General features: G+C 61.1%; 14 protein-coding genes and 1 other RNA gene. 6 read left to right on the top strand and 9 right to left on the bottom strand.

Features of this window, described 5'->3' with window-relative positions; translation table 11 throughout:
- Positions 1-145: 145 nt before the first annotated feature.
- From ffs to BT199_RS00480, 6 genes are all read right to left on the bottom strand, one after another.
- Positions 146-242: signal recognition particle sRNA small type (gene ffs / locus BT199_RS00505), an RNA gene on the bottom strand.
- Between the two features lie 98 nt (positions 243-340).
- Positions 341-1507: a zinc-binding metallopeptidase family protein gene (locus BT199_RS00500; RefSeq protein ID WP_072433662.1), complete on the bottom strand. Its 1167-nt coding sequence runs from the start codon at positions 1505-1507 to the stop codon at positions 341-343.
- Between the two features lie 160 nt (positions 1508-1667).
- A complete protein-coding gene (gene ligA / locus BT199_RS00495; protein ID WP_014719461.1) occupies positions 1668-4034 on the bottom strand; it encodes an NAD-dependent DNA ligase LigA in 2367 nt (788 codons plus the stop codon).
- An 87-nt stretch (positions 4035-4121) separates the two neighbouring features.
- A complete protein-coding gene (zipA, locus tag BT199_RS00490) occupies positions 4122-4985 on the bottom strand; it encodes a cell division protein ZipA (RefSeq protein WP_014719462.1) in 864 nt (287 codons plus the stop codon).
- Between the two features lie 259 nt (positions 4986-5244).
- Positions 5245-8733 carry a chromosome segregation protein SMC gene (smc, locus tag BT199_RS00485; protein WP_072433661.1) on the bottom strand — a complete coding sequence of 1163 codons (3489 nt, stop codon included), beginning with the start codon at positions 8731-8733 and terminating at the stop codon, positions 5245-5247.
- Between the two features lie 2 nt (positions 8734-8735).
- Complete coding sequence (locus BT199_RS00480; RefSeq protein ID WP_014719464.1) at positions 8736-9395, bottom strand: GntR family transcriptional regulator; 660 nt, start codon at positions 9393-9395, stop codon at positions 8736-8738.
- A 279-nt stretch (positions 9396-9674) separates the two neighbouring features.
- Between BT199_RS00480 and xdhA the strand changes: the two genes are divergently transcribed.
- From xdhA to guaD, 4 genes are all read left to right on the top strand, one after another.
- A complete protein-coding gene (xdhA, locus tag BT199_RS00475; RefSeq protein ID WP_072433660.1) occupies positions 9675-11123 on the top strand; it encodes a xanthine dehydrogenase small subunit in 1449 nt (482 codons plus the stop codon).
- Positions 11116-13515: a xanthine dehydrogenase molybdopterin binding subunit gene (xdhB, locus tag BT199_RS00470; RefSeq protein ID WP_019820507.1), complete on the top strand. Its 2400-nt coding sequence runs from the start codon at positions 11116-11118 to the stop codon at positions 13513-13515. The genes xdhA and xdhB overlap by 8 nt, the downstream gene beginning before the upstream one ends.
- Positions 13516-13638: 123 nt before the next feature.
- Positions 13639-14478 carry a xanthine dehydrogenase accessory protein XdhC gene (gene xdhC, locus BT199_RS00465; RefSeq protein ID WP_072433659.1) on the top strand — a complete coding sequence of 280 codons (840 nt, stop codon included), beginning with the start codon at positions 13639-13641 and terminating at the stop codon, positions 14476-14478.
- Positions 14479-14490: 12 nt separating this feature from the next.
- Positions 14491-15795: a guanine deaminase gene (gene guaD / locus BT199_RS00460; RefSeq protein ID WP_072433658.1), complete on the top strand. Its 1305-nt coding sequence runs from the start codon at positions 14491-14493 to the stop codon at positions 15793-15795.
- 139 nt (positions 15796-15934) lie between these two features.
- Here the strand turns inward: guaD and BT199_RS00455 are convergent, their stop codons facing one another.
- Entirely contained in the window at positions 15935-16699 is a 765-nt protein-coding gene (locus BT199_RS00455; protein WP_014719469.1) for a GntR family transcriptional regulator, read from the bottom strand.
- A 339-nt stretch (positions 16700-17038) separates the two neighbouring features.
- Between BT199_RS00455 and BT199_RS00445 the strand changes: the two genes are divergently transcribed.
- Positions 17039-18229: a benzoate/H(+) symporter BenE family transporter gene (locus tag BT199_RS00445; protein WP_019820510.1), complete on the top strand. Its 1191-nt coding sequence runs from the start codon at positions 17039-17041 to the stop codon at positions 18227-18229.
- Between the two features lie 37 nt (positions 18230-18266).
- On the opposite strand, the gene BT199_RS00440 is transcribed toward BT199_RS00445, so the two are convergent.
- Positions 18267-18611 carry a YggL family protein gene (locus BT199_RS00440; RefSeq protein ID WP_003193255.1) on the bottom strand — a complete coding sequence of 115 codons (345 nt, stop codon included), beginning with the start codon at positions 18609-18611 and terminating at the stop codon, positions 18267-18269.
- 236 nt (positions 18612-18847) lie between these two features.
- Between BT199_RS00440 and dacB the strand changes: the two genes are divergently transcribed.
- The gene (gene dacB, locus BT199_RS00435; RefSeq protein ID WP_014719471.1) at positions 18848-20308 is read left to right on the top strand and encodes a D-alanyl-D-alanine carboxypeptidase/D-alanyl-D-alanine endopeptidase; all 1461 of its coding nucleotides are present in this window, start codon (positions 18848-18850) and stop codon (positions 20306-20308) included.
- Between the two features lie 130 nt (positions 20309-20438).
- On the opposite strand, the gene BT199_RS00430 is transcribed toward dacB, so the two are convergent.
- Positions 20439-22823, bottom strand: coding sequence for a sensor domain-containing diguanylate cyclase (locus BT199_RS00430; protein WP_019820512.1), 2385 nt, complete (start codon positions 22821-22823; stop codon positions 20439-20441).
- Between the last annotated feature and the right edge of the window lie 43 nt (positions 22824-22866).

Here is a 22866-nt window from a genome sequence, read left to right as displayed (position 1 = left end):
CTCGTAGCCAGGGGAAGAGACGCTTGGGAGTATGCCACTAGACGGGAAATGACCGTCATGCACTGTGCAGGAAGCATCACAGATGACGGGCTGAAAATAACTTGAGATTTAGAAGGGACTGCAGAAGGGAGCGTTATGGAGGCAACCCCACCAGCCACACCCCGGCACACAATGTTCCCGCTGTGGCTGCTGCCTTCCGGCTCTGACCAGGTTCACGGGTAATCGTTGCGGGGGGACCGATGGGGTCACCATAACGACGCTGCCTCTCGGCAAGCCGCGCCATTGTACCCATCTCATCGGAAGTTACAACCGTTGGTTCCGGATTAAAAAATGAGAAGGCTCAAGCACTTGCCATAACCCCATCAGCCCTGCCGCCTTCTTCCTGGATGACCAGGTGAATAAAGTGCAGCTTGGCAATCACCGCGGGCGGCAGCACGAAGGGGTAGAAATCCGGCTGGCCCATGGCGCGGGACAGTTCGTTGAGCATGCCGGCCAGTTCGATCCAGGCATTGACGAAGGAAAGGAATGCCGGGCCGCCAGGGTGTTGCGGGTCGTAGAGCGTGGTCAGGGGGAATGGCTGGTAATCCAGGTCCATCTCGCGGGCGCTCATGCCAAAGCCCAGGGCTGTGTCCACGGCGTCCATCATGTGCAGGTAGTGGGCCCAGGTTTCAGCCCAATCTTCCCAGGGGTGCATGGTGGCGTAGGCGCTCACGCAGGTGAGTTGCCAGTCGGGGCGCGGGCCGTTCTGGTAGTGCTGGTCGAGGGCCTCGGCATAACTGGCGCGTTCGTCGCCGAACAGGTTGCGAAAATGAGGGAGCCAGTGGCTGTTGGCGATCAGGCGGTCCCAGTAGTAATGACCGACTTCATGGCGAAAATGGCCGAGCAAGGTGCGGTACGGCTCGCGCATCTGTACGCGGACTTTTTCGCGGTGGGCGTCATCGGCTTCCTTGATGTCCAGGGTGATCAGCCCATTGGCGTGGCCGGTGGTGGGCGCGTTGCCTTCCAGGTCGATACCGATAAAGTCGAAGGCCAGGCCAGTCTCTTCGTCAACGCTCTTGGGCACCACTTGCAGGCCCAGGCTGATCAGTTGCGCCACCAAGCGGCGCTTGGCGGTTTCGACCTTGCGCCAGCGTTCGGGGTTTTCCGCAATTGATAGGTCAGGAATGGTGCGGTTCAGGCTACAGGCCACGCACAACGGCGCGGTGCTGTGGGCAGGAATCAGCCAGTTGCACGCAGCCGGTGAGTCGAGGTTGGCGCAGCGCCGAAAAGCGCCAGCATCAAGATTGTCGTCGGCCAGCCAAGTACCGACCACCGGCCCAGGTTGCAGGGACGACAGGCGGCTTTGCTGCGGCTGGTAACCCAACGCCGCCTGGCAGGCCAGGCATTGGCTGTTGCGAAAGAACAGCGGCTGGCCACACCGGCATCGCCACACCTTGCTGTTGCGCGAGGTTTCGGCCATGAACGGAGCGGCGATGCGCGTGCTGAGTTGCTCGAAGTAGCGGAACATGGCGATCTCTCCCTGGGTGACAGAGACTAGATCATTTCTCGGGAGAGAACGTTCCCACGCTCCGCGTGGGAATGCCGCCTTGGACGCTCTGCGTCTGCGCGAAGGCCGTGACGCGGAGCGTCACAGGATGCGTTCCCACGCGGAGCGTGGGGACGATCAATCAGACGGTGATGTTGTGCTTGGCCAGGAAGGCGACGAAGGCCTCTTCGTCCAGTACTTTCAGGCCCAGCTCATTGGCCTTGGCCAATTTCGAGCCGGCGCCCGGTCCCGCCACCACGCAGTGGGTTTTCGCCGAAACGGAACCGGCCACCTTGGCCCCCAGGCTTTCGAGCTTGTCCTTGGCCACATCGCGGCTCATCAACTCCAGGGAGCCGGTGAGTACCCAGGTGTGCCCGGCTTCGGGCAAGCCTTCAACGACCTTTTTCTCGCTCTGCCAGTGCATGCCGAAGTCCTTGAGCTGCTGCTCGATGGCCAGGGCATGGTTGGCGTTGTCGGCATTGTCGAAAAACTCCCGTACAGCCTTGGCTTGCTTCTCGGGCAGCGCCTGGCGCATGTCGAGCCAGTCAGCCTTGATGATGCCCTCCAGCGAACCGAACTTGTCCGCGAGCTTCTGCGCCGCGCCCGGTCCCACCGAAGGCACGTGCAGCTTGTCGAGCAAACCGCCCAAGGTGGTGCTGGCGGCGAATTCCGCGCTGAGTTCGCCCTGCTCCTGCAATTGCAGGCCGCATTCGTCTGGCGACAACAGTGCGCCAATCACCTGCTGGTTGTGCCCGTCTTCAAAGAAGCTATGGATCTCATGGGCCACTTCCAGCCCTACATCCGGCAAGTACGTCAGCACCTCTGGCAACGCCTTTTGAACACGCTCCAGGGACGCCAGCGAGCGCGCCAGCACCTTGGCCGTCTCCTCGCCCACATCGGGAATGCCCAAGGCGTAGATAAAGCGTGCCAGGGTCGGGGTCTTGCTGTTTTCGATGGCGCTGATCAGCTTCTTGCTGGAGGTATCGGCAAAGCCTTCCAGGTCGATGATCTGTTCGTATTTGAGCTTGTAGAGATCGGCCGGCGAGCCGATGAGCTGTTCATCCACCAGTTGCTCGATGGTCTTGTCGCCCAGGCCGTCGATGTCCATGGCCCGGCGCGAGACGAAATGAATGATGGCCTGCTTGAGTTGCGCACCGCAGGCCAGACGCCCGACGCAACGGTACACCGCGCCTTCGCTGACGGTTTCCTTGCCCTTACTGCGCTTGACCAACTGCGTGCGCTCCACATGGGAACCGCACACCGGGCAATTTTGCGGGATCTGCACAGCGCGGGCGTTTTCCGGGCGGCGTTCGGTGACCACCGAGACCACCTGCGGAATCACATCACCGGCGCGGCGGATGATCACGGTGTCGCCAATCATCAGCCCCAGGCGTGCCACTTCGTCCATGTTGTGCAGGGTGGCATTGGACACGGTCACGCCGGCCACCTTGACCGGCTTGAGGCGCGCCACCGGCGTGACCGCACCGGTACGACCGACCTGGAACTCCACGTCGAGCAGCTCGGTGAGTTCTTCCATGGCCGGGAATTTGTGCGCGATCGCCCAGCGCGGCTCGCGGGCACGGAAGCCCAGTTCACGCTGGTAGGCAATGCTGTTGACCTTGAACACCACGCCGTCGATTTCATAGCCCAGCGCATTGCGGCGCTCGCCGATGTCGCGGTAGTAGTCCAGGCATTCCTGGATGCCCTTGGCCAGCTTCAACTCGTGGCTGATCGGCATGCCCCACTTCTGCAACTGCTTGAGGTTGCCGATATGGGTGTCGCTGATATCCGCGGTCACCTGGCCGATGCCATAGCAGCAGAACTCCAGCGGGCGACTGGCGGTGATCTTCGAATCCAGTTGGCGCAGGCTGCCCGCCGCAGCGTTGCGCGGGTTGGCGAAGGTCTTGCCGCCCACTTCCAGTTGCGAGGCGTTCAACCGCTCGAAACCGGCCTTGGACATGAACACTTCACCGCGCACTTCCAGGGTGGCTGGCCAGCCCGCGCCGTGCAGTTTCAGAGGGATATTGCGCACGGTGCGCACGTTGACGCTGATGTCCTCGCCCGTGGTGCCGTCGCCCCGGGTGGCACCGCGCACCAGCTCGCCATCCTGGTACAACAGGCTGACCGCCAGGCCATCCAGCTTCGGCTCGCAGCTGTATTCCACCGCAGCGCCAGCGCCAAACAGATCGCCCACCGGCAGGTCAAGGCCCTCGGTGACCCGGCGATCAAACTCCAGCATGGTGGTTTCATCGAAGGCGTTGCCCAGGCTGAGCATCGGGATCTCGTGCTTGACCTGGGTGAACGCCGACAATGCCGCACTGCCGACCCGCTGCGTCGGCGAATCACGCGTCACCAGCTCCGGGTGCTCGGCCTCCAGGGCCTTGAGCTCGTGGAACAGGCGGTCGTATTCGGCGTCCGGGATGCTCGGCTCGTCGAGGACGTGGTAGCGGTAGTTATGCTGATCCAGTTCAGCGCGCAGTTCGAGGATGCGGGTATGGGCGGCGGTCATGGGTGTTCTCTCATAAAGCAAAAGAGCAGCCGAAGCTGCTCAATATGTTAGTGCACGGATTCTACAGACAACGCTTAAGATCGTTCCTCAGCGTTTCTGTGTCAGGGCGCGACGCTCGAACTCGACGATGCGCTGACGGTAGTGTTCGATGGTCTGGGCGGTGAGCACGCTGCGTTGGTCGTCCTTGAGCTCGCCGTTGAGTTCCTGGGACAGCTTGCGGGCGGCGGCCACCATCACGTCGAACGCTTGTTTGGGGTGACGCGGGCCTGGCAGACCAAGGAAGAAACTCACCGCCGGGGTGCTGAACAGGTCGATATCGTCCAGATCGAACGTGCCCGGCTTGACCGCGTTGGCCATGGAGAACAGCACTTCGCCGTTACCGGCCATGCTTTCGTGACGATGGAAGATATCCATCTCGCCAAAACGCAGGCCGCTTTCGAGGATGTTCTGCAAGAGTGCCGGGCCTTTGAAACCGCCGGCGTCGCGGCAGATCACGCTGATGACCAGCACTTCTTCGGCAGCCGGCTGATCGTTCACCGATTGGCGCGACGCGCTTTTGGTCGCGGTCTCGTCCGGGAAATCATCATCACGGCTGCTGAAGCTCGGGCCGTCGTCAACGTCGAGGTTCAGGTCGCCCTGGTGTGGCTCGGCAACCGCCGCGCCACCACGCTTGCCGCGCTTGGAGGACGGTTCGCGGGCTTCACGCAGCGGGGCGCTCATCGACGGCAGGTCATGCTCGTCCAGTTGCGGCTCTTTATGGGTATCCAGCACACGGGGCGGCCCCAGCAGCTCGGCGGCGCCGTCGTCGTCAGGCAAGTTGGACAGGTTTCGGTCCAGACGGAACTTGAGCTTGCCCTTGCCACCGCGCATACGGCGCCAGCCATCGAAAAGAATACCGGCAATGACAATGATGCCGATGACGATCAGCCACTCGCGCAGACCGATTTCCATGTAATCCCGTGCCTCTAATAAAAAATGCTGAAAAATAAGGGGTTTAGCACCGTGCAAACCGCTTTAAAACGTGGCGCCAACTCTATGTTCTGACTGACGTTTTGCCCACGCACACGAAAAATTGACATTAAACTAGCACGACCAAAGATAACTTTACACCGTCTGTCAAAATGCCTTGAACAAATATGTCCATTTGCCACTTTCCCCAGACCGGTAAATTGCCCTACAGCGTGCTGTAAATTCTCTCTCCCGGCGTGGTTCAGGATTCCACCATCGCCATCGCCTCTTCCACATCCACCGCGACCAATCGCGAACAGCCCGGCTCATGCATCGTCACCCCCATCAACTGGTCGGCCATTTCCATGGCGATCTTGTTGTGGGTGATATAGATGAACTGCACCGTCTGGGACATCTCTTTGACCAACCGAGCGTAGCGTCCAACGTTAGCGTCATCCAGCGGCGCGTCAACCTCGTCGAGCATGCAGAACGGCGCCGGGTTCAACTTGAAGATGGCAAATACCAGGGCCAATGCGGTCAGAGCTTTCTCGCCGCCGGACAACAAATGGATGGTGCTGTTCTTCTTGCCCGGAGGCCGCGCCATGATCGTCACCCCTGTATCGAGTAGATCTTCGCCCGTCAGTTCCAAGTAGGCGCTGCCACCACCGAAAACTTTTGGGAATAACGCCTGTAAACCGCCATTAATCTGATCAAAGGTATCTTTGAAGCGGTTGCGGGTTTCCTTGTCGATCTTGCGGATCACGTTTTCCAGGGTGTCCAGGGCTTCAACCAGATCAGCGTCCTGGGCATCCAGATAACGTTTACGCTCGGACTGCTGCTGGTACTCATCGATAGCGGCGAGGTTGATCGCGCCCAGGCGTTGAATACGTGCGGCAATCCGTTCAAGTTCTTCTTCGGCGTCTTTCTCGTTGGCCTGGGCGGTCAGGGTGTTGAGCACGCCGTGCAGGTCATAGCCGTCTTCCAGCAATTGGTCTTGCAAGGTCTTGCGGCGCACGGTGAGGGCTTGCCATTCCATACGCTGTTGTTCGAGCTGGCCGCGGATCAACTGGGATTGCTGCTCGGCCATGGTGCGACGCTTTTCGGCGTCGCGCAGTTCGCGGTCTGCGTCTTCCAGGGCGATCTGTGCGGTCTTGAGTTCGACGTCGACGGTCATGCGCTTATCGAGCAATTCCTCAAGCTTGAGGCGCAGCTCTTCCAGCGGCGCCTCGCCCTCCTCCAGGTTGAGGCTCAGTTGCTCGCGCTTTTCGGTCAGGCGTTCGGACTGCATCTCCAGGCGCTCAAGGGCCTGGCGCGTGGAATCATGCTGGGCGCGCAACGAGCCCAAGCGTACGGCCAACTGATGGGCGTGGTCCTTGTGCTGCCGGGCTTCCTGGCGCACGCGGTCAAGGCGCTCACGCAGGCTGTCGCGCTGGGCCAGCAGCAACTCGCGCTGTTCGGTGTCCAGGGCCATGCTGTCGAGGGCTTCCTGCAAGTGCAGGCGCGCTTCACCGATCTGTTCGTGTTCCAGGGCGCGCTGTTCGCCCATCTCGGCCACTTCTTCGTCAAGACGGGTGCGGCGCAGGGTCAATTGCTCCACCTTGGCCCTGCTCGCAGACAACTGGGCTTTCAATTCGCCTTGCTGGCGCGCTTCGTCCTGCAACAGCCGACGCAGGTGTTCGCGGCCGGTTTCCTGCTGACGCTGGGTAGCACGCAGGGTTTGCAGTTCGGTTTCCAGGCTTTCCAGTGTGGCTTCGCGTTCTTCACGCTCAGCGCTCAGGTTGACGATTTCCTGGCCACGGGCCAATACGCCACTTTCCGCCTCACTGGCGCGGCGCACGCGCAGGAAGTGGCGGCCGACCCAATAACCATCGCGGCTGATCAAGCTTTCGCCGGCCGCCAATTGGCCGCGTTGGGCCAAGGCTTGCTCAAGGGTCTCCACGGGCCTGACCTGACCCAGCCAGGGCGACAGATCCATCGCCGCCTCGACCTTGTCCAGCAAACTACCCGGCACCCGCGCACCCTCGGGCGCCGGGCTGAGCAGGCGCAAATCGCCCTGGGCAAACCCGGCCAGGTCGAAGCCGCCGAAATCATCCACCAGCACCGCTTGCAGATCGGCGCCCAGCACGGTTTCCACCGCCAATTCCCAGCCGGCTTCGACTTTCAAGCCTTCGGCCAGGCGTGGGCGTTCGGCCAAATGCTGGTCGCGCAGCCATTCGGCGGTGCCGGTACCGGGGTCGAGCGCGGCTTGCTGCAAGGCCTCCAGCGAAGCCAACCGACCATTGAGCCGCTGCAAGTCGCCCTGGGCTTGCTGCTGCGCCTGGGTCGCGGTGTGCAATTGCTGACGCAGTTGCTCCAGGCGCTCCACTTGCTGCTCTTCGCTGGCCTCCAGCTCTTCCAGGGTCATTTCGCTTTCGGCCAGTTGTTCGCTCAGCGCCATGATCGCCGCGTCTTCCGGGTCGGCGGCGAGCAGTACGCGCTCTTCCTGCAGCCGGCGCTGGCGCTCGGCCAGGCGTTCCATGCTGGTTTCCAGCTGCTGGATGCGCGACTGCTGCACCTCGGCCTGGCGGCGTGGTTCGGCGGATCGCAGGTTGAAGGCGTCCCACTGTTCCTGCCAGCCGTGCATGGTGGCTTCGGATTCTTCCAGGGCGGCGGCGGCCTCTTCGGCGGCGGCGCTGGTGATTTCCTGCTCGGGGGTGAGCATGTCCAGCTCTTCGCCCAGGGTCAGCAGCAAGGTACGGTCATGGCCCAAGTGCGATTCGGTTTCCAGGCGTGCGCGTTCGGCTTCCTTCAAGTCATCCTGCAACTGGCGCAAACGCTGCTGGCCGTGCTGGATACTCTGCTCGACCCGGGCAATGTCACCGCCCACCGAATAGAAGCGGCCTTGCACCAGATTGAAGCGTTCGGACAACTCATGGTGACCGTCACGCAGGCGCTCAATGCTGGCGTCGGCATTGCGCTGCTCGGCCACCAGCGCTTCAAAGCTGACTTCCTGGGTGCCAATAATCGCTTCGCGCTGGCCCACCTGGTCATTCAAGGCCTGCCAGCGCAGGGCCGACAGTTGCGCCTTGAGTTGGCGCTCTTCGCCCTTGTATTCCTGATACTTCTCGGCGGCCTGCGCCTGGCGGTGCAGGCGTTCGAGCTGGCGCTCCAGCTCTTCGCGCAGGTCGGTCAGGCGGGCGAGGTTTTCGTGGGTGCGACGGATACGGTTTTCAGTCTCGCGACGGCGCTCCTTGTACTTGGAGATGCCGGCCGCCTCTTCGATAAAGTTACGCAGGTCTTCGGGCTTGGCTTCGATCAGCTTGGAGATCATGCCCTGCTCGATGATCGAATAGCTGCGCGGGCCCAGGCCGGTGCCGAGGAAAATATCGGTGATATCGCGACGGCGACACTTGGTGCCGTTGAGGAAGTAGCTGTTCTGGCTGTCGCGGGTGACTTTACGACGGATGGAAATTTCCGCGTAGGCGGCGTATTCGCCGATCAGGGTGCCGTCGGAGTTATCGAATACCAGTTCGATACTGGCCTGGCTCACCGGCTTGCGGCTGGTGGAGCCGTTGAAAATGACGTCGGTCATCGACTCGCCGCGCAGGTTTTTCGCCGAGCTCTCGCCCATCACCCATCGCACGGCGTCGATGATGTTCGACTTGCCGCAGCCATTGGGCCCCACCACCGCCGCCATGTTGCTGGGGAAGTTGACGGTGGTGGGGTCGACGAAGGATTTGAACCCCGCCAACTTGATGCACTTGAGCCGCACGCTTAGGCGTCCGCCAAGGCTGCGATGACCAGCGAACTGCTGCGCTGGCAATAGGCTGTGAGCACCAGGCGAATCTGCACCAGGTCACGGGCCAGTACTGCGGCGAGCAATTGCTCGAACAGCGCCAGGAACTCGCTCATGGACGCCTTGCGCTGATCCAGGGCCAGGTAATAAGCGCGGTTCATCGCCGGCTGCAGGTTTTCGACGGTTTCCTGCAAATAAGGGTTGTTGGCGAAGGGGTACGCGGCGCGCATCACGCTGAAGCTTTCTTCGACGAAAGCGCGGATGTCCTCACGCTCCAGGCTCAATTGAAGGCGTTGCTGGATCTGCAGAAACGGCGCCATGTCGGCCTGGGTCTGCCAGCCTTCGGCAACCGCATTGCCGAGCAGGATGTACATCTCGCCCATCAACGTACACAGGCTCTGCACCTTGTGCGCGGTAAGTTCGGTGACGTGAGCGCCACGGCGCGGCAGGATCGCAATCAAATGGCGGCGCTCAAGGATCAGCAAAGCTTCGCGCACGGAACCACGGCTGACGTTGAGCGCCAGCGTGACCTTCTGTTCCTGGATCCGCTCCCCAGGCTTGAGATCGCCGCGAATGATACGTTCGGCGAGGTGGTGAGCAATTTGCTCGGCGAGACTGTCCGGCGCCTTGAACGTCATGTTTTCCCTTCAAAATCTTCTATCAGTACAAGCGCGGCAGTGTAGCGCATTGGCCCGCTGATGGCGCTACGCCCACCGTGGCGAATTTGGCATGAAATAAGCAAAGTTGAAGCCTGTAAGCCGCCAAAAACGCCGGTTCCAGAAGACTGGACCATAATTGAAAGTGTTGCGACCGGATTTTCTTGACCTTTAGGTCAGAAAACCATTGACCGAAAAGTCAGACATGACTAGATTCGGCGCAAAGCGGTTAACAACAATAATGAGTCTGCGAGGCCTTCCGTGATCCAGTTTTTACTTAACCAGGAACTCCGTAGCGAGCACGCCCTGGACCCCAACCTGACCGTGCTCAACTATCTGCGCGAGCATGTGGGCAAACCCGGTACCAAGGAAGGCTGCGCCAGCGGCGACTGTGGCGCGTGCACCGTGGTGGTCGGCGAGCTGCACACCGACGAGCAAGGCGCCGAGCAGATTCGTTACCGCAGCCTCAATTCCTGCCTGACGTTCGTGTCGTCGCTGCACGGCAAACAACTGATCAGCGTTGAAGACCTCAAGCACAAGGGTCAACTGCACAGCGTGCAACAGGCCATGGTCGAGTGCCATGGCTCACAGTGCGGCTTTTGCACCCCGGGCTTCGTGATGTCGCTGTTTGCCCTGCAAAAGAACAGCGACGCCCCCGACAGCCACAAAGCCCATGAAGCCCTGGCCGGCAACCTGTGCCGCTGCACCGGTTATCGCCCGATCCTCGCCGCCGCCGAACAGGCCTGCTGCAACAAGCCCCCGGATCAATTCGACAGCCGCCAGGCTGAAACCATCGCCCGCCTCAAGGCTATCGCGCCGACCCAGACCGGCGAACTCAACAGTGGTGACAAGCGCTGCCTGGTGCCACTGACCGTTGCCGACCTGGCCGACCTCTATGACGCCTACCCACAAGCCCGGCTGCTGGCCGGCGGCACTGACCTGGCGCTGGAAGTCACCCAGTTCCACCGCACCCTGCCGGTGATGATCTACGTCGGCAACATTGAAGCCATGAAGCGCATCGAGCAGTTCGACGACCGCCTGGAAATCGGCGCGGCCACCGCCCTCTCCGACTGCTACGCCGCGCTGCACCATGAATACCCGGACTTCGGCGAACTGCTGCAACGCTTCGCCTCCCTGCAAATTCGCAACCAAGGCACCCTGGGCGGCAATATCGGCAACGCTTCGCCGATTGGTGACTCGCCGCCGCTGCTGATTGCCCTGGGCGCGCAGATCGTACTGTGCAAGGGCAACACCCGCCGCACCCTGGCGCTGGAAGACTATTTCATCGACTACCGCGTCACCGCGCGCCAGGACAGCGAGTTCATCGAGACCATCATCGTGCCCAAGGGCCACACGCTGTTCCGGGCCTACAAGGTGTCCAAGCGCCTGGACGACGATATTTCCGCCGTATGCGCAGCGTTCAACCTGAAGATCGACAACGGCGTGGTCAGCCAAGCGCGCGTTGCGTTCGGCGGCATGGCCGCCACGCCAAAACGCGCAACCCGCTGCGAGGCTGCGCTGGTAGGCGCCACGTGGAATGCGGCCACGGTAGAAAAAGCCTGCACCGCCCTGGCCGGCGACTTCACCCCACTGTCGGACTTCCGCGCCAGCAAGGAATACCGCCTGCTCAGCGCGCAGAACCTGCTGCGCAAGTACTTCATCGAACTGCAAACGCCGCACATCGAGACTCGGGTGACCGCTTATGTCTAACCATCACGCCGTGGTAAAAACCCAGGCCGAACTTGCCGCACTGTTTGCCCAGGACCTCACCACCGGAGTCGGGCGCAGCGTCAAACATGACAGCGCCGCCAAACACGTCAGCGGTGAAGCACAGTACATCGACGACCGCCTGGAATTTCCCAACCAGTTGCACCTGTATGCGCGCATGTCGGACCGCGCCCACGCTCGGATCATCAGCATCGACACCGCGCCCTGCTACGCCTTCGACGGCGTGCGCATTGCGATCACCCATGAAGACGTACCGGGCCTGAAAGACATCGGCCCGTTGATGCCCGGCGACCCACTGCTGGCCATCGACACCGTTCAGTTCGTCGGCCAGGTGGTGCTGGCCGTGGCCGCCCGCGACCTGGAGACCGCACGCAAGGCGGCAATGGCGGCAGTGATCGAATATGAAGACCTGGAGCCAGTGCTGGATGTGGTCGAGGCGTTTCGCAACAAGCACTTCGTGCTCGACAGCCACACCCACCAACGCGGCGACTCGGCCACTGCGCTGGCAAGCGCCAAGCATCGCATACAGGGCACCTTGCATATCGGCGGCCAGGAACACTTTTATCTGGAAACCCAGATTTCTTCGGTGATGCCCACCGAAGACGGCGGCATGATCGTCTACTGCTCCACGCAAAACCCCACCGAAGTGCAGAAGCTGGTGGCCGAAGTGCTGGATGTGTCGATGAACAAGATCGTGGTCGACATGCGCCGCATGGGCGGTGGTTTTGGCGGCAAGGAAACCCAGGCCGCCAGCCCGGCGTGCCTGTGCGCCGTGGTGGCGCGCCTCACTGGCCAGCCGACCAAAATGCGCCTGCCACGGGTCGAAGACATGCTGATGACCGGCAAGCGCCACCCCTTCTATATCGAATACGACGTAGGGTTTGACGACAACGGCCGACTGCACGGCATCAACCTGGAACTGGCGGGTAACTGCGGTTGTTCGCCGGACCTGTCCAACTCGATTGTCGACCGCGCCATGTTCCACGCCGACAACTCGTATTACCTGGGCGACGCCACGGTCAACGGCCATCGCTGCAAGACCAATACCGCCTCCAACACGGCCTATCGCGGCTTCGGCGGCCCGCAGGGCATGGTCGCCATCGAAGAGGTGATGGACGCCATCGCCCGCCATCTAGGCCAAGACCCGCTGGCCGTGCGCAAGGCCAACTACTACGGCAAGACCGAGCGCAACGTTACCCACTACTACCAGACCGTCGAGCACAACATGCTCGAAGAAATGACCGCCGAGCTTGAGGCCAGCAGCCAATACGCAGAGCGCCGCGAAGCGATCCGCCTGTACAACGCCCACAGCCCGATCCTGAAAAAAGGCCTGGCGCTGACCCCAGTGAAATTCGGTATTTCGTTCACCGCCAGTTTCCTCAACCAGGCCGGCGCGCTGATCCATATCTACACCGATGGCAGCATCCACCTGAACCACGGCGGCACCGAGATGGGCCAGGGCTTGAATACCAAGGTCGCGCAAGTCGTGGCCGAGGTATTCCAGGTAGAAATCGACCGCGTCCAGATCACCGCCACCAACACCGACAAGGTACCCAACACCTCGCCCACCGCTGCCTCCAGCGGCGCCGACCTGAACGGCAAGGCCGCGCAGAATGCGGCCGAAACCATCAAGCAGCGCCTGGTGGAGTTTGCGGCGCGCAAGTACGACGTAAGCGAGGCGGACGTGGAGTTTCGCAACGGCCATGTGCGCGTGCGCGAGCAGATCCTGAGCTTCGAGGCGTTGATCCAGCAGGCGTATTTCGCCCAGGTATCGCTCTCCAGCACAGGTTTCTACAAAACCCCGAAAATTTTCTACGACCGCAGCCAGTCACGCGGGCGGCCGTTCTACTACTACGCGTTCGGGGCGGCCTGCTGCGAAGTGATCGTCGACACCCTGACCGGCGAATACAAAATGCTGCGCACCGACATCCTGCATGACGTGGGCGCCTCGCTGAACCCGGCCATCGACATCGGCCAGGTGGAAGGCGGCTTCATCCAGGGCATGGGCTGGCTGACCATGGAAGAGCTGGTGTGGAACAACAAAGGCAAGCTGATGACCAACGGCCCGGCCAGCTACAAGATCCCGGCAGTGGCCGACATGCCGCTGGACCTGCGGGTGAAGCTGGTAGAGAACCGCAAGAACCCGGAAGACACGGTGTTCCATTCCAAGGCCGTGGGCGAGCCGCCGTTCATGCTGGGGATTGCGTCGTGGTGTGCGATCAAGGACGCGGTGGCGAGTTTGGCTGACTATCGCCAGCAGCCCAAGATCGATGCGCCGGCCACGCCCGAGCGGGTGTTGTGGGGGTGTGAGCAGATGCGGCAGTTGCGGGCAGCGAAAGCTGTCGAGGCTGACACTGAATTGGCTTCGCTCTAGACCCAGGCGCTGCCATCGCGGGCAAGCCCGGCTCCCACATTTTGAGGTGCTAACCCGATCAAATGTGGGAGCTGGCTTGCCTGCGATAGCGGCCGAACTAACAGCAGAAATGTTGAGGTAGACATGGACAACTGGATCAGCGCCCTCGCCACCCTGCACAACCAGGGCGAACCCTGCGTGCTCGTCACCATCATCGAAGAACTCGGCTCAACCCCGCGCAACGCCGGTTCCAAGATGGTCATCAGCGCCGCGCACGCCTTCGACACCATCGGCGGCGGGCACCTGGAATACAAGGCGATGCAGGTCGCCCGAGACATGTTGGTGCGCGGCCAGCAGAACACCCATCTGGAGCGCTTCAGCCTCGGCGCCAGCCTGGGCCAATGCTGCGGTGGCGTCACCGTGCTGTTGTTCGAGCCCATGGGCCAGGCGCAGGCGCACATCGCCGTGTTTGGCGCCGGCCATGTCGGCCGTGCGTTGGTGCCATTGCTGGCAAGCCTGCCCTGCCGGGTGCGCTGGATCGATTCCCGCGAGCAGGAATTCCCGCAGCACATCCCCCAAGGCGTGCGTAAAATCGTCAGCGAAGAGCCGGTCGACGAAATTGCCGACTTGCCAGCAGGCAGTTACTGCATCGTCATGACCCACAACCACGCGCTGGACCTGGAACTGACTGCCGCCCTGCTCAAGCGCAACGACTTCGCCTACTTCGGCCTGATTGGCTCGAAAACCAAGCGGGTCAAATTCGAACACCGCCTGCGTGATCGCGGCTTTGACGCCGCGCAATTGCAACGCATGCGCTGCCCCATGGGCCTCCCCGAGGTCAAGGGCAAGCTCCCGGTGGAGATCGCCATCTCCATCGCCGGCGAAATCATTGCCACCTATAACGCCAATTTCGGCCAGCACCTTGCCGGCGCCGAACCTATTGCCAAACTGCTGCCGGCTTCACGCCGCAGCCAAGCTATCTAAATCGAGACGATCATGCCTTTGACTCGCAAAGCCTACCGTGCCGCCATCCTGCACAGCATCGCCGACCCTGCCGTGGTCGGGATCGAAGCCTCCTATGAATATTTCGAGGACGGCCTGCTGGTGATCGACAACGGCCAGATCAGCGCCCTTGGTCACGCCAGCGACCTGCTGTCGAGCCTGCCCGCCGATATCGACATCACCCATTACCAGGACGCGCTGATTACCCCTGGCTTGATCGACACCCATATCCACCTGCCACAGACCGGGATGGTCGGCGCCTATGGCGAGCAACTGCTGGACTGGCTCAACACCTACACCTTCCCTTGTGAAAGCCAGTTTGCCGACAAGGCTCACGCCGAAGAAGTCGCGGATATTTTCATCAAGGAGTTGCTGCGCAACGGCACCACCACAGCGCTGGTGTTCGGCAGCGTGCACCCGCAATCGGTGAATGCATTCTTTGAAGCGGCCGAGAAACTCGACCTGCGCATGATTGCCGGCAAGGTGATGATGGACCGCAACGCGCCTGATTACCTGACCGACACCGCCGAATCCGGCTACCAGGAAAGCAAGGCGCTGATCGAACGCTGGCACGGCAAGGGGCGCCTGCATTACGCGGTGACGCCACGCTTCGCCCCTACGAGTACGCCGGAGCAATTGACGCTGGCTGGTCAGTTGCTGGGCGAATACCCGGATTTGTACATGCAGACCCACATCAGCGAAAACAAGCAGGAAATCGAGTGGGTCAATGAGCTGTTCCCGGAGCGCAACGGCTACCTGGATGTCTACGACCACTACAAGCTGCTCGGCGAGCGCTCGGTGTTTGCCCACGGCGTACACCTGTGCGATGACGAATGCGCACGGCTGGCAGAGACCGGCTCGGCAGTCGCGTTCTGCCCGACGTCGAACTTCTTCCTCGGCAGTGGTCTGTTCAACCTGCCGATGGCCGAAAAACACAACTTGAACGTGGGCCTGGGCACCGACGTGGGCGGCGGCACCAGCTTCTCGCTGCTGCAAACCCTGAACGAAGCCTACAAGGTCATGCAACTGCAAGGTGCGCGGCTGAGCCCGTTCAAGTCGCTGTACCTGGCCACCCTGGGCGGCGCTCGAGCGCTGCGCCTGGAAGACAAGATCGGCACGTTGCAACCAGGCACCGATGCAGACTTCCTGGTGTTGGATTACAACGCCACGCCGCTGCTGAGCTACCGCCTGAAACAGGCCAATAACATTGCCGAGACATTGTTTGTGCTGATGACACTCGGGGACGATCGGACGGTGCTGCAAACCTATGCGGCCGGCAATCTGGTGCATCAACGCTGATTTCGGGTACACCATCGAACAAATGTGGGAGCGGGCTTGCTCGCGAATACGGAGTGTCAGTCTCTAGGTATATTGACTGATCCACCGCATTCGCGAGCAAGCCCGCTCCCACAATTTTGTCTCCAGTGAACCCGGGAAACTAGAGCTTTACTGAAGAGCGGCCTGGCTTCTTGGTCTGCAGCAAATGCGAAAACACCGCATGCAAATCATCCGACGCACTCTCTTCATCGAGGTTGAGCTTGCTGTCGATGTGATCCATGTGATGCATCATCAAGTTCACCGCCAACGTCGCATCCCGGGCTTCGATCGCGTCGATCAACTGGGTGTGCTCATCGTAGGAACAGTGCGAGCGGTTGCCGCTTTCATACTGGGCGATGATCAATGACGTCTGGGACACCAGGCTGCGCTGGAAGCTGATCAGCGGCGCGTTCTTCGCGGCTTCGGCCAGCTTCAAGTGGAACTCGCCAGAGAGACGGATACCGGCGCCACGGTCACCGCGCGAGAAGCTGTCGCGCTCGTCGTTGACCATCTGGCGCAACTCGGCCAGTTGCTCCGCCGTGGCGTGCTGCACCGCCAATTCTGTGATCGCCCGCTCCACCAGGCGCCGGGCCATGAACACCTGGCGTGCTTCTTCGACGCTTGGGCTGGCAACCACCGCACCGCGATTGGGCCGCAGCAGTACCACGCTTTCATGGGCCAGGCGCGACAGCGCGCGGCGAATGATGGTGCGGCTCACGCCGAAGATCTCGCCCAGTGCCTCTTCACTCAATTTGGTTCCGGGCGCCAGGCGTTGTTCAAGGATCGCCTCGAAGATATGCGCATAGACGATATCGTCCTGGGTTCCGCTGCGACCGGCCTTGCCGGCTCGCGGTTGTTTCTTGAGAGGTTGCAACTGTTCGTTCATGGGCACTCGGGTTTGAGAACGGCGAATTAACGGTAATACGGCAACAGCGTGTCGCTGGCAAGTATCACCTAAAAACAGCGCACATTGTACACAACCCACTGCGCCAACACACTGTACGGCTGTTTGCGGGCTCGGCTGTATTGCAATGACTCGTTACGTTTGAGTTTAGGCTTGATTCCACGATTTCCCATGAACGACATCCCACTGTAGGAGCGAGCTTGCTCGCGAAGAACCCAAGGGCGCCGCGTTTAATCTGATTGCCCGCGTTATCGTTGGCGTTTTTCGCGAGCAAGCTCGCTCCTACAGCGTGCGGAGTCAGGTAAAAAGGAACACCTCTCCATGACCGACGCCACCCAAGCGCCCTTGCGCCCACTGGCCGACACTTCTGCGTCGGCCGTCGTCGCCGGCTTTATCGCCATGATGACCGGCTACACCAGCTCCCTGGTGCTGATGTTCCAGGCCGGCCAGGCCGCCGGCTTGACCACGGCGCAGATTTCTTCGTGGATCTGGGCGATTTCCATCGGCATGGCGGTGTGCAGCATCGGCCTGTCCCTGCGCTATCGCACACCGATCACCATCGCCTGGTCCACCCCTGGCGCGGCGCTGCTGATCACCAGCCTGGGCGGCGTGAGCTATGGCGAGGCCATCGGTGCCTACATCACCTGCGCGGTACTGGTGACGCTCTGCGGGTTGACCGGCAGCTTTGAGAAACTGGTCAAGCGGATTCCGGCGTCACTGGCGGCGGCGTTGCTGGCGGGGATCCTGTTCAAGATCGGCAGCGAGATTTTCGTCGCCGCCCAGCATCGTACCGGGCTGGTGCTGGGGATGTTCTTCACCTACCTGATCATCAAGCGCCTGTCGCCGCGTTATGCCGTGCTGGCCGCCTTGCTCATCGGTACCGCCTTGTCAGGGCTGATGGGGCTGCTGGATTTCAGCGGTTTTCATCTGGAGGTGGCGACGCCTGTTTGGACGACGCCGCACTTCTCGCTAGCGGCGACCATCAGCATCGGCATTCCGCTGTTCGTGGTGGCCATGACCTCGCAGAACATGCCCGGCGTAGCCGTGCTGCGAGCCGACGGCTACACCGTGCCGGCGTCGCCGTTGATCACTACCACTGGCCTGGCGTCATTGGTGCTGGCACCGTTCGGCTCCCACGGCATCAACCTGGCGGCGATCAGCGCCGCGATCTGCACCGGGCCGCACGCCCATGAAGACCGCAACAAGCGCTACACCGCTGCGGTGTGGTGTGGGGTGTTCTATGGGATTGCCGGGGTATTCGGCGCCACGCTGGCAGCATTGTTCGCAGCCCTGCCCAAGGAACTGGTGCTGTCGATTGCGGCGTTGGCGTTGTTTGGCTCGATCATCAATGGCTTGAGCATCGCCATGAATGAGCCGAAGGAACGGGAAGCGGCGCTGATCACCTTTATGGTCACGGCGTCAGGCTTGACGTTGTTTTCCATCGGTTCGGCGTTCTGGGGGATTGTGGCGGGGGTGTTGACGCTGCTGATTCTGAATTGGCGCAAGGCATAAAAAAACGGCGACCCTCAGGTCGCCGTTTTTTTCAGTATCACTTAGCCGCGTTGATCGGCTTTTCCGGATACCACACGTCCAGCAAGGGGCTGACTTCAGCCTTGGTCAGCTCGGAACGGGTTTTCAGCCAGGCTTCCACGGCAGCACGCTGCTCTTCGGAGACCGAGCCACGCTTTTGCAGGCAAACCAGACCGTAGTCATCGCCGCCGACATAGCCCAGGCCATTGGCTTCCATGGCTTCTTTGATGAATGCTTCGAGGAAAGCGTCGATAGCTTCTTCACTCAGGCCTTCGTTGAAGTCCAGGTTCAGTTCGAAACCCAGCTCTTGAAATTCATCAACGCACAGTTTTTTGCGCAGACGCTGGGAACGGTTAGTCGCCATTGGAACAATCCTCATAAGTATTAACGGGCGGCACTTTAGCAGTTTAAGGCGGCAATTGCCCGACTCTCTGGGACCGACGGGCAAATGCGCGCAAAAAAACCATGATTAGCAGCTATCGTTCAGCTACACGTGGCGCCAGCTTGGGGCATAATGCCGACACTTTCGTGACCAATGAGGGATTTTCTTCCATACCCCTCGCCTTTTTCACCCTCCTCAGCAGTAGGGTTTTATTTCTTATGATCAAATCTTTGCGCTCAGTGTTACTTGCCAGTGTTGTCTTGCCCCTGGCCTTTTCCGTTTGCGCCGCTCCCGTCAATAACACCCTGCCACCCAGCGTTGCGCAGGCCTTGCAGAAGGCCAAGCTGCAAAATACCGCGCTGTCCCTGGTGATGCTGCCCCTGAACGGCCCTGGTACCCCTACGGTCTTCAACGCCGACGTCTCGGTGAACCCGGCTTCCACCATGAAGCTGGTCACCACTTATGCGGCCCTGGAAATGCTCGGCCCCAACCATCAGTGGAAGACCGAGTTCTACACCGATGGCACCCTCAGCGGCGGCGTGCTGCGTGGCAACCTGTACCTCAAGGGCGGCGGCGATCCCAAACTGAACATGGAAAAGCTCTGGTTGCTGATGCGCGACCTGCGTGCCAATGGCGTGCAGCAAGTCACTGGCGACCTGGTGCTAGACCGCAATTTCTTCAACCAGCCGCAATTGCCCGAGTTCAACGACGACGGCAACGATGAGAACAAGCCGTTCCTGGTCAAGCCCGACGCCTTGCTGGTCAACCTCAAGGCCCTGCGCTTCGTGACCCGCAATGATTCGGGGCGGGTGATCGTATCGGTCGAGCCGCCGATTGCCAGCATTCGCATCGACAACCAGGTGAAAGTCACCAACGCCAAGCAGTGCACCGGTGACGTGCGCTACAGCCCGGTGACCGCTGCCGACGGCAGCGTGACCGTGACCGTCAGCGGCCAACTGGGTGATGGCTGCAGCTCGCAGACTTACCTGTCGCTGCTCGACCACGCCACCTACACCGCAGGTGCTGTACGGGCGATCTGGAAGGAATTGGGCGGTACCATCCAGGGCCGTGACATCCAGGCTCCGGTGCCCAAGGATGCCAAGGTGCTGGCCCGCGCCTTCTCGCCGGACCTGGCGGAGATCATCCGCGACATCAATAAGTACAGTAACAACACCATGGCCCAGCAGTTGTTCCTGAGCCTGGGTGCGCAGTTTCGCAACGATGCCGATGGCGACGATGCCAAGGCCGCGCAACGCGTCGTGCGCCAGTGGCTGGCCAAGAAAGGCATCACCGCGCCGCACCTGGTGATGGAAAACGGCTCCGGCCTGTCCCGCGCCGAACGGGTCAGCGCCCGCGAGATGGCGGCCATGCTGCAAGCCGCGTGGAAAAGCCCTTATGCGGCGGAGTACATCAGCTCGATGCCGATCGCCGGCACCGACGGCACCATGCGTAAACGCCTGAAAACCACCGCCCTGCGCGGCGAAGCCCATGTGAAGACCGGCACCTTGAACACCGTGCGCGCCATTGCCGGTTACAGCCGCGACAACAATGGCAATACCTGGGCGGTGGTGGCGATTCTCAACGACTCCAAGCCTTGGGGAGCCTCGTCGGTGTTGGATCAGGTGCTGCTGGACCTGTATCGCCAGCCGAAGGCCGTTGCAGCCGCACCGGTTCTCTAAAGCACCACATCACCCTGTCTGATCGTTCCCACGCTCTGCGTGGGAATGCTGTTTTGGACGCTCTGCGTCCGCGCTCAAGGCGTGACGCGGAGCGTGTAAGGATGCATTCCCACGCAGAGCGTGGGAACGATCATTCAAGCGTCAGGGCTTCCTCGACGCGATCCCTGCCCGCCTGCTTGGCCACGTACACCGCCGAATCAGCGCGCAGCAGCAAGCCATCGATACCTTCGTCGATCCGCCAACTGGCCACGCCGAAGCTGGCGGTAACCACCCCCACCGGCTCCATCGCCGCATCACGCAACGACTGCCACAACTGCATCGCCAGGCTGTAAGCCTGTGCGCCATCAGTGTTGGGGCACAGCACCACAAACTCTTCCCCACCCAGCCGGCAAAATACATCGGTACGGCGCAAGCGTTGGCCGATACGCTTGCACAACTCCTGCAACACGCCGTCGCCCACGGCATGGCCGTGCTGATCGTTGATGCGCTTGAAGTGGTCGATATCGAGCATGATCAACGACAGCGCGCCAGAGGTACGGTTGAGCCGGAGCATTTCGCCCTTGAGACGATCCTGGAAATAGCGCCGGTTATAGATCCCTGTCAGGGAGTCGGTAATGGACAGTGCGCGCAGTTCATCCTCGACCCGTTTGAGATCAGAAATATCCGATACATAACCGTGCCAAAGCGTACCGCCTCCCGGCAATTCTTCCGGCGTCGCTTCGCCGCGAATCCAGCGCAGGCCTCGCTGAGGTAATTGCACGCGGTACTCTTCGCGCCAATGGCTCAGTTGCAACGCAGAAAGGCGTATCGAGGCACGCACTCGCTCCAGGTCCAAAGGGTGAATGCGCTCCAGCACCTTGCCCGCATCCTGCTGCAGCACGCCCAGTTCGATTTCATAGATATCGCGCATGCCTTCGCTGGCATAGATGAAACGCCAATTGTCCTGTGGTTCCAAAGTGAACTGGAAGATTCCACCCGGTACATGGGCACTGAGTTTTTTCAGCAGGCGGTCGCGTACCGCAAGGGCCTCATAGGCGCGCTTTTGCTCGGTGACATCCAGGTAAATCGCCAAGTGCCCGACCCACAGGCCATGGTCATCCAAGAGCACGGTCGGCAACATGTTGACCGTCAGTTGGCTGCCATCCTTGCGCACCAGCGTCCACTCACGCCCTTCATGTTGACTGTCCGGGCTCTCCACCAGCATCGCCTGGCTCGCTGGAATGCGCTTGCCCAGCGCCCTGCTCAACGGCTCAGCGCGGGCGTCGAGTTCCGCGGCCACGTGCAGGCGGTCCAAGGTCATATGCCCCAGCACCTCCTCGGCCGTAAAGCCCAACATCTGTTCGGCACCGGCATTGAAGGTGTTGATCACACCGCGCAGGTCAGTGGCAATGATCGCCACTTGAGTCGCCGCATTCAGCACGCTGCGCAGTTGCCCATGGGCACCGCGCAACTCCTGCTCACGGGCACGCAATTGAACGGTGCGTTGCTCCACCAGTTTCAGTGCGCGCTGGCGCTGGCTGACCAGCATGTAAAGCAGCGCACTGAGCAAGGCGCTGAGCAACACGCCCATCGCCAGAATGGCGTGCATCGAAGAATGGTTGGCCTTGTCGAACACTTCGCTGGCGCTCAGGCTCAGGGCGTAGACATGATCGCCCAGGGTGAGGCGACGTGCAGCCGTCAAGCCACTGCTGCCCAAGGCGTTACTGGACGCGTACAACACCCGTTGCTGGGTGTCGGAGGTGTCTACGATCTGCATCACCAGGTTGTCCCGGTTGGGCCTGGGCAACCCCTCGGCCACCAGCTGGCGCATGCTGATCACCGCCATCACAAAGCCGTAAGGCTCGGCATCTGCGACTTTGCTCACGGGCGCCACCAACAACACGCCTGCCGCATAAGCGGGCTCCACACCCACCAATTGCATGGGCTGTGACACCGCCAACTGGCCGCTTTCTTGCGCACGCGCCAGCGCTGACCGGCGCAGGGGCTGGGCCAGCAAATCAAAGCCCAGCGGCGAGCCCAGCAAACTTTGGGTCTGGCTGTACAGCACCGGTACGTATTCATCGCGCTCGGCCGCGGGCGCCAACTCACCTGCAGTATTCAGTTCGCGGATACTGAAGGGAATGCCGCGCTGGCGAGAAATGTCCTGCTCAAACGAGCTGCGCTGCGTACGAAATATCCGTGGTGCCCAGGCATAGGCACGGGCATGCAACAACAGCGGTTTGGCGAAACCGTCGAACTCGGCGCGGGATACCTCTGCGGAATTGACGAAGAAACGCTGCAGGCTGCCCAGGCGTTGTTCCTGATCTTCAAAACGTTCCTGGATGCGGCTGTAGCGTTCGTTGACCAGCAACTGGAACCGCTGGCGCACCTGCTGCTGATACAGGTCCGAAGCCGCCCACGCGACGACCACCGTCAGCGCGCTACCGACCAGTAACACCACCAATGCCACCAGCCAAGCCGATGCCTGCTCACTGATAAAACCAAGGATTTTCGGGCGAACGACTTGCATCGGCATAGGCAACACTCACAGCGCCAGTGTGCGGGGGTGTCACTTTGGC

It is taken from the genome of Pseudomonas sp. NFR02, assembly GCF_900119375.1.
GTDB classification, from domain to species: Bacteria; Pseudomonadota; Gammaproteobacteria; order Pseudomonadales; family Pseudomonadaceae; genus Aquipseudomonas; species Aquipseudomonas paracarnis.
The sequence above is the reverse complement of the archived record's forward strand: the minus strand, read 5'-3'. Positions and strand labels throughout refer to the sequence as shown.